The 7,757-nt window shown below is 69.0% G+C and carries 8 protein-coding genes, 1 tRNA gene and 1 pseudogene (1 of these 10 cut by a window edge); 4 read left to right on the plus strand and 6 right to left on the minus strand.

All coding sequences use genetic code 11. The annotated features are described in order from the left end of the window. Together QZV94_RS18570 and QZV94_RS18575 are read right to left on the minus strand one after the other, a co-directional pair. Nucleotides 1-257 (minus strand): annotated as a pseudogene (locus tag QZV94_RS18570) (ribonuclease D); it reaches 362 nt to the left of the window's first position. A gap of 102 nt (nucleotides 258-359) precedes the next feature. Next, nucleotides 360-539, minus strand: a complete 180-nt coding sequence (locus QZV94_RS18575; protein ID WP_293680187.1) for a rubredoxin — start codon at nucleotides 537-539, stop codon at nucleotides 360-362. Between the two features lie 165 nt (nucleotides 540-704). Here QZV94_RS18575 and QZV94_RS18580 point away from each other — a divergent pair, with 165 nt between their 5' ends. Next, on the plus strand, nucleotides 705-1,976 hold the full coding sequence (locus QZV94_RS18580; protein WP_293680192.1) for a cytochrome P450: 1,272 nt from the start codon (nucleotides 705-707) through the stop codon (nucleotides 1,974-1,976). Nucleotides 1,977-2,006: 30 nt separating this feature from the next. Here the strand turns inward: QZV94_RS18580 and QZV94_RS18585 are convergent. Continuing rightward, nucleotides 2,007-2,093, minus strand: a tRNA-Leu gene (locus QZV94_RS18585). Between the two features lie 120 nt (nucleotides 2,094-2,213). On the opposite strand from QZV94_RS18585, the gene QZV94_RS18590 reads away from it, so the two are divergent. Both QZV94_RS18590 and QZV94_RS18595 read left to right on the plus strand, forming a co-directional pair. After that, entirely contained in the window at nucleotides 2,214-3,176 is a 963-nt protein-coding gene (locus tag QZV94_RS18590; protein ID WP_293680197.1) for a complex I NDUFA9 subunit family protein, read from the plus strand. A gap of 59 nt (nucleotides 3,177-3,235) precedes the next feature. Then, nucleotides 3,236-4,141 carry a sulfotransferase domain-containing protein gene (locus tag QZV94_RS18595; RefSeq protein WP_293680202.1) on the plus strand — a complete coding sequence of 302 codons (906 nt, stop codon included), beginning with the start codon at nucleotides 3,236-3,238 and terminating at the stop codon, nucleotides 4,139-4,141. Here the strand turns inward: QZV94_RS18595 and QZV94_RS18600 are convergent. Both QZV94_RS18600 and QZV94_RS18605 read right to left on the minus strand, forming a co-directional pair. Beyond that, nucleotides 4,138-4,941: an undecaprenyl-diphosphate phosphatase gene (locus tag QZV94_RS18600; RefSeq protein ID WP_367254828.1), complete on the minus strand. Its 804-nt coding sequence runs from the start codon at nucleotides 4,939-4,941 to the stop codon at nucleotides 4,138-4,140. The two genes, QZV94_RS18595 and QZV94_RS18600, sit on opposite strands and share 4 nt — an antisense overlap. 55 nt (nucleotides 4,942-4,996) lie before the next feature. Next, nucleotides 4,997-6,163: a citrate synthase gene (locus QZV94_RS18605; RefSeq protein ID WP_293680204.1), complete on the minus strand. Its 1,167-nt coding sequence runs from the start codon at nucleotides 6,161-6,163 to the stop codon at nucleotides 4,997-4,999. Nucleotides 6,164-6,245: 82 nt separating this feature from the next. Between QZV94_RS18605 and QZV94_RS18610 the strand changes: the two genes are divergently transcribed. Continuing rightward, nucleotides 6,246-7,319: a citrate synthase/methylcitrate synthase gene (locus tag QZV94_RS18610; RefSeq protein ID WP_293680207.1), complete on the plus strand. Its 1,074-nt coding sequence runs from the start codon at nucleotides 6,246-6,248 to the stop codon at nucleotides 7,317-7,319. A gap of 10 nt (nucleotides 7,320-7,329) precedes the next feature. On the opposite strand, the gene QZV94_RS18615 is transcribed toward QZV94_RS18610, so the two are convergent. Then, the gene (locus QZV94_RS18615; protein WP_293680216.1) at nucleotides 7,330-7,686 is read right to left on the minus strand and encodes an aldolase/citrate lyase family protein; all 357 of its coding nucleotides are present in this window, start codon (nucleotides 7,684-7,686) and stop codon (nucleotides 7,330-7,332) included. Nucleotides 7,687-7,757: the final 71 nt, after the last annotated feature.

The raw sequence follows: 7,757 nt of genomic DNA on the forward strand, positions 1-7,757 counted from the left end.
ATGGCGATATCGAAGCGGCCGAAGTGGAAGATTTTGGTGACGGCCGGATCGGTCAGCAGCCGCTTCAGGTTGGGCGCGTCGTAGCCAGGCCGCCCCATGCGCACGACATGAGCGTCGCCGCCGCCGTCGGAGAGCTGCACGACGCAGAGTGGATCGCGCCCGAGGCGCAGGCCCATGGTCTCGGAATCGATGGCCACGGATGACGCGTTCGCCAGCGCCCCGGCCGGGAGGTCCCCCTCGTGAACGAATGTGGCCACCGAGGCTCGCAACTCCAGGACATGCTTAAGGTCCCGCCGAGGGGCCCGATGCCCGTGTTTAGATGATCCGATCGGGGTCCGATAGGGGCGAGCCGGTCCAGCTCAGAGCTCGATCATGTCGAAGTCGGCCTTGCGCGTGCCGCACAGGGGGCAGACCCAATCGGCTGGAAGGTCGGACCAGCGCGTGCCCGGCGGCAAACCTTCGCCAGGGTCCCCGTCGGCCTCGGCGTAGATGTAGCCGCAGGTTCGGCACTGCCAGGTCTTGAAGGGTTCGTCGCTCATGGGGCCGTCCGAACTGCGCGCCGGCTGAAGATCCGGTCGCACGCCACCAGTCGCGCGCCGACGAAGACGCGCCTTGATCCGCGTCATGTCGCTCCATCCGCCAGCGCTGGAATGTGCGGCGAACTTGGCGCTCGCACCCGCGGCGCCGGAGCAGGAATTCGACCCATGATCCCGCAGGAGATCGCCCAGACCATCGTCGATCCGAAGGCCTATGCAGACGGGCGCCGCATCGACGAAGCCTTCCGTGTCCTGCGCAGCGAGGCTCCGCTCGATCAGGCTCAGCCCGAGGGATTCGATCCGTTCTGGGTCGTGACCCGCCAGGCCGATATCCGGCAGGTCGAACTGCAGAACGAGCTGTTCCACAACGGCGACCGATCCACTGTGCTCACCACGATCGAGGCGGACCGCAAGGTCCGGGCGATGATGGGCGGCTCGCCGCATCTGGTCCGCTCCCTGGTCCAGATGGACAATCCCGACCACGCCAACTACCGGCGACTCACCCAGGGATACTTCGCGCCGCAGAGCCTGAGGGGTCTCGAGGACCGCATCCGCGAGATCGCCCGCGGCTTCGTGGACCGGATGGCCGCGTACGGCGGGCGCTGCGACTTCGCCAAGGACGTGGCCTTCCTCTACCCGTTGCACGTGATCATGGAAGTGCTGGGCGTCCCGGAGGTCGACGAGCCGCGAATGCTCAAGCTGACCCAGGAACTGTTCGGCAGCGCCGACCCGGATCTCAATCGCAGCCAGGGGCAGGTGTCCAACACCGACCAGGCGCTAGCCAGCCTTCAGGGCACGGTCGCTGACTTCATGACGTACTTCAACGCGATGACCGAGGACCGGCGACGCCAGCCGCGGTCGGACCTGGCGAGCGTCATCGCCAACGGCGCCATCGAGGGCCAGCCGCTCGGTCACCTGGAGGCGATGAGCTACTACATCATCGCCGCGACGGCCGGGCACGACACGACCTCCAGCACCACGGCCGGCGCCCTCTGGGCCCTGGCGGAAAATCCCGCACAGTTCCGGGCGGTGAAGGCCGACCCGTCGCTGATCAAGGGCCTGATCGAGGAGTCGATCCGCTGGGAGACGCCTGTGAAGCACTTCATGCGCACCGCGACCGACGACGCCGAACTGGCCGGGCGCAAGATCGCCAAGGGCGACTGGCTGTTGCTGAGCTATCCGTCCGGCAACCGCGACGAGGCGGTCTTCGACGACCCCTTCACCTTCGACGCCGCCCGCTCGCCCAACCGGCACATCGCCTTCGGCTACGGCGCCCACGTCTGCCTCGGACAGCACCTGGCGCGCATGGAAATGCGGATTCTCTGGGAAGAACTGCTTCCGCGCCTCGATACCGTGGAACTGGACGGGACCCCCAGGCGAATGGAGGCGAGTTTCGTCTGCGGACCGAAATCGGTCCCGATCCGCTTCCGGCTGCACTGAGCGGCTTTAGGGAATATCCCGATCCGACGGTGGTGCCCAGGAAAGGACTCGAACCTTCACGGCCGTTAAGCCACTGGCACCTGAAGCCAGCGCGTCTACCAATTCCGCCACCTGGGCCCCGTCCGTCGGATCGGGAGGCGGCTACATATGGCGCCGCCCCGGCGGGGTCAACGGCAGCGTCCGCCTCGGGGTCGTGTCGGATTGCGGCAGGGCGGCGCATCCGCTAATTCCGCGCCTATGCAGAACCTCGTCACCGTCTTCGGCGGATCCGGCTTCGTCGGGACCCAGGCCGTACGCTACCTGGCCAAGGCCGGTTGGCGAATCCGGGTGGCGGTGCGCAACCCCAACCTCGCCTACCGGATGCGCCTGCTCGGCGACGTGGGCCAGATCGATGTGGTGCAGGCCAACCTGCGGGATGTCGAGTCGCTGGAGCGGGCGCTGGAGGGCGCGACGGCCTCGCTGAACCTGGTGGGCCTGCTGTTTGAGACCGGCCGCCAGGATTTCGAAGCCGTCCACGTCGAGGGCGCCCGCAATGTCGCCCAGGCCGCGCGGACCATGGGCGTGTCTCGCGTCGTGCAGATGTCGGCCCTAGGCGCCGAGGCGAGCTCGCCCTCAGAGTATGCGCGCAGCAAGGCCGCCGGCGAGGCCGCGGTGCGCGCCGTCTACCCGAACGCGGCGGTGGTGCGGCCCTCGATCGTCTTCGGTACTGGTGACGGCTTCTTCGAGAAGTTCGCCGCCATGGCGCAGTTCAGCCCGGTGCTGCCGCTGATCGGCGGCGGGACGACCCGCTTCCAGCCGATATTCGTCGGGGACCTGGGCAAGGCGCTGGCGCGCATCGTCACCGACCCGGCCTGCGCCGGCCAGACCTTCGAGCTGGGCGGACCAGGCGCGTTCACCTTCAAGGAGCTGATGCAGAAGCTGCTGGCCGAGACCGGCCAGCGCCGCCTGCTGTTGCCGATCCCCTTCGAGGCGGCGAGCCTGCTGGGCAGCCTGGGCGATCTGGCGTCGTTCCTTATCAAGCCTCCGATCACCGCCGACCAAATCCAGCTGCTGAAGTCGGACAACGTCGTCAGCGGCGCCTGCCCGGGCCTGACCGAGCTGGGCGTCACGCCCACGCCGCTCGAAGCGGTGCTACCTACCTACCTCTACCGCTACCGTAGGGGCGGGCAGTACGCCGACCAGGTGCTGGCCAACTCCTAGGGCGCATCCACGATCGGATATCTTCGGTATATGATCAGGTCGCCCTCGGAGACCTGATCATGCCCGATATCGCTACCGATTGGCCGCGCAAGACGCGGGAGCTGTCCAACCACCACATGGAGTCCACGCACTGGGACGACTTCGCGTTCCGCGACGACGACGTGATCATCGGGACCTACGCCAAGTCGGGCACCACCTGGACCCAGCAGATCGTCGGCCAGCTGATCCACCAGGGCGATCCCAACATCGCCATGGCCGAGCTCTCCCCGTGGTGGGACATGCGGATTATTCCCCCTGACGTGCGGGAGATGATCCGGGGCTATCCCGGCCGGCGCGTGCTGAAGACCCACCTGCCTGCGGACGCGCTCGTGCTGTCGCCCGAAGCCAAATACCTCTACGTGGGGCGCGACGGGCGCGACGTCGCCTGGAGCCTGCACAACCACCACTTGAACCATTCGGATCTGGTGTTCCAAATGCTCAACGATACGCCGGGGCGCGTCGGCCCGCCGCTGCCCAAGGCCGATCCCGACGTGCGGCGCTACTTCAACTTCTGGCTCGAGACCGACGGCGGCCATCACTGGTCGTTCTCGGAGAACATCCGGACCTGGTGGGACATCCGCCACCTGTCGAACGTCAAGCTCATCCACTTCGCCAACCTGAAGGCCGACATGGAAGGCGAGATCCGGAAGATCGCCGACTTCCTGGAGATCGACGTGCCGGCGGCGAAATGGCCTCGGATCGTGGAGCACTGCACCTTCGACTGGATGAAGGCGAACGGCGAGAAGATCGTGCCGCTGGGTGGGGCGGGCTGGAACGGCGGCGCGGACACCTTCCTGCACAAGGGGACGAACGGCCGCTGGAAGGACGTGATCTCGGCGGCCGAGAGCGCGCGGTTCGAAGAGCTGATGCGGGAACGCCTCGGCCGCGACTGCGCCCACTGGCTGGCGACCGGCGAAGGCGCCTAGGTCAGCGTCAGGAGCGCCAGGCCTACCCCGCCGATCGCAATGCGGAGCCAGCCGAAGGGGGCCAGTCCGCGGCTGGTGACGACCGCCAGCATGGTCCGGATCACCACGATCGCGACTAGAAAGGCAACCATGAAGCCGATGCCCACCAGCGGCAGCGTGTCGGCGGTAAGCTGGTCGCGGCTCTCCCAGGCGTCGAGCACGAAGGCGCCCAGCATTGTCGGGATCGCCAGGAAGAAGGTGAACTCCGCGGCCGCCCGCTTCTCCACCCCCATGAGCATCCCACCGACGATGGTGGCGCCCGAGCGGCTGACCCCGGGCATCATCGCCAGCACCTGGAAGAGGCCGATGCCGAGCGCCTTCTTCAGGCTGAGCTTCATCGGGTCGTCGGAGGTCGGCGCCGGCGTCAGGCGGTCTATGAACAGGAGCACGATGCCGCCCAGGATCAGGGAGACACACTGGATCTCCGGGCTGTCGAACAGCACCTGCTTGATGAAGTCGTGCAGCAGCAGCCCCAGTATCACCGAAGGTGCGAAGGCCACGATGATGGTCAGGGCAAACCGCCGTGCGTCGGGGTCAGTGGGCAGCCGGATGACCTGGGTGGCGAGCTTGCGGAAGTAGAGCACCACCACCGCCATGATCGCTCCCAGCTGGATCATCACCGCGAAGGTGTCCCAGAAGGGGTCCGTCAGGCCCATGCCCTGCTTGGCCAGCAGCATCATGCCCGTGGACGAGACCGGGATGAACTCGGTGAGCCCTTCGATCACCCCCAGGATGACGGCGTAGATCCAGTCGGGCAGCACGGCGGGCCTCTCGTCGGGAATCAGTGCGGACTATGCGGGCGAGGGGCGCGTGCGCCTAGCTCCCCTCGGGTTCCGGGCCGATGTATCGCGCGCGGGGGCGGATCAAGGTGTCGGCCGCGCCCTGCTCGATGGCGTGCGCGATCCAGCCGGCGCAGCGGGCGACGGCGAACAGGGCGAAAGGGGCGTCTCTTGGCAGCTTCAGCGCCTCGCAGGCCGCCACCAGGGCGAAGTCGACGTTGGGGGCCAGCCCCGTGACTGCCTCGACCATCGCGTGCAGACGCGCCAGCTCGGACGGCGGTTCGAAGCGCGCCAGCAGGGCCGCGGCGCGGGGGTCGCCGTCGGGATAGAGCTGATGGCCGAAGCCGGGCAGCGCGCGGTCGTCGGCCAGGCGGCTGGCAACCGCCTCTCGCGGGCCAAGCTGGGCCGCCTCGGCCGCGAACTTCACCACCGCGGCGGTCGCCCCGCCGTGGCGGGGCCCGGACAGCGTCGCCAGGCCGGCCAGGGCCGCGGCCGAAAGCGAGGCGCCCGTCGAGGCGGCCACGCGCGCGGCGAAGGCTGAGGCGTTGAGCTCATGGTCCGCCACCAGCACCAGGACGCGGCGGATCAGATCGGCGCCGGGGCCGCCTGGGCCGAGACCCCAGGCGAGCGCCAGGCGGTTGTGAATGGCGCCGCCGCCGACCGCGCCGGCCACCGCGTCTGTCAGGACGTCGAGAAGGGTCGCTGCCTCGACCGCCAAGGACAGGGGCGCGCGTCCGCGGGCCGGGGGATCGACGGCAGCGCGGGCAGCCAGCGCCGCGAAGGCCCGGGCGCGCGCGTCCAGGTCGTCTGGCGGCGTCGGCCGGTCGGTCCGCTTCAGCGCTACGCCGTGGCCGCCCCGTAGCAGCCGGGCCACCGCCTCGAGGGTCTCGCCTGTCTCGGCCAGCCGGATCGCGTCGCGACCGCGGTAGAACAGCCGGCCGCCGGAGACCGTGGTGATCTCGGAGGACAGCACCGGCTCGCCCCAGTTGATGGCGCCGGCGGCGACGTCGGACACCTTGCGGCTGCGGGACTTGCGCTCGGTGAGCGCGGCGATGTCGGCGGTCCGGTAGAGGCTGCGGCGCGAGTCGTCCGGGTCCGGCCGCACCTGCACGCGCCCCCGGCTGACGTAGGCATAGAGCGTCTGCGCCCGCACGCCCAGACGGGCCCGAGCGTCCTCGGCGCAGATCCAGTCGGATGAAGGCATTTATATTGATCATATTGATCAAGATTGATCCGAGGAAAGATACGTCATTTCTCTCATGCGACAAGTGAGAAGGAGACGCGAGATGACCGATGGTTTGGAGGGCGTGGTGGCCGCTCAGACCGTGCTTAGCGATGTGGACGGCGCTGCCGGCGTGCTGATCGTGCGCGGCCGGTCGCTGGATGAGCTGGCCGGTCGCGCTCGGTTCGAAGACGTCGTGGCGCTGCTGTTCGAGGGGTTCTATCCGGACCTGCCCGCCGACATCCCGGCCGCCCTGGGCCGCGCGCGGGTCGAGGTGTTCGCGGAGGTGGGGGCGCTGGACACCGGCCTCCTGGACCGCACGCCGATCGAGGCGGTGCGGGCGCTGACCGCGCGGCTGGCGGACGGCGACGACATCGAGACCGCCTTCCGGCTTCTGGCCGCGCCGGCGGTGTTTACCGCTGCGGTAGTGCGGGGCCAGGCCGGCGACGCGCCGGTGGCGCCGGACCCGACACTGGGCCATGCCGCGGACGCGCTGCGTATGCTGCGCGGCGCGCCGGCGACGAAGGCGGAGGCCGATGCGCTGGACACCTACCTGGTCACTGTCGCCGACCACGGGCTGAACGCCTCGACGTTCGCGGCCCGCGTGGTGGCCTCGACGCGGGCGGGCCTGGGTTCGGCCGTGCTGGCGGGGATGAGCGCGCTGAAGGGTCCGCTGCACGGCGGTGCGCCGGGGCCGATCATCGACATGCTGGACGCCATCGGCGAGCCCGCCAACGCCCGGGCCTGGATCGAGGCGGCGCTGGACCGCGGCGACCGGCTGATGGGGTTCGGCCACCGGATCTACAAGGTCAGGGACCCGCGGGCCGACGCGCTGAAAGCCGCTGTCCGCTGGCTGGACGCGCGTCAGGGACGGCTGGAGTTCGCCGAGCAGGTGGAGGCCGCGGTCCTGGCCATCCTGCGGGAGCGCAAGCCCGACCGGTCGCTGCAAACCAACGTCGAGTTCTATACGGCGCTCCTGCTGGAAGCCCTGGCCTTTCCGCCCGGCGCCTTCACCTGCGTCTTCGCTATGGGTCGCGTCGCCGGCTGGCTGGCGCATGCGCGGGAGCAGCTCGCCGGTGGACGGCTGATCCGTCCGGCGAGCCTCTACGTCGGGCCGATGCCACAGAAGGCGGCCTGAGTCGGGGAGCTCAGCGCTTGCCGTCGACGTGGTCGCGCATCGCCTTGGCCTCGACCCTGCCGCCCATCAGCATCCGCATGTCGCTGCCGACGGTGACCAGGTCGAAGCCGCGGTCGATCATCTGCTGGCCGTAGGCGACGCTGGAGGTGTGCAGGCCGGCGCGAATGCCGGATCGCTTGCAGGACGCGATGATGCGGTCGAAGGCGTCCAGGATCATCGGCTCTTGGGTGTCCTGGTTGGGCGAGCCGCCCAGGCCAAGGGAGAGGTCGGAGGGCCCGATATAGATGCCGTCGAGGCCGGGGGTGCTGGTGATCTCGTCGACATTCTCTAGCCCGTCGGCGGTCTCGATCATGGCCAGGGTCAGGATCTCGTCGTTGGCCTCGGGCCAGTAGCCGGCCCCGGCGACCTGTCCCCCCCTTCAGGTCGGTCGGGGCCGAA

It is taken from the genome of uncultured Phenylobacterium sp. (genome assembly GCF_902826855.1).
GTDB lineage: Bacteria > Pseudomonadota > Alphaproteobacteria > Caulobacterales > Caulobacteraceae > Phenylobacterium.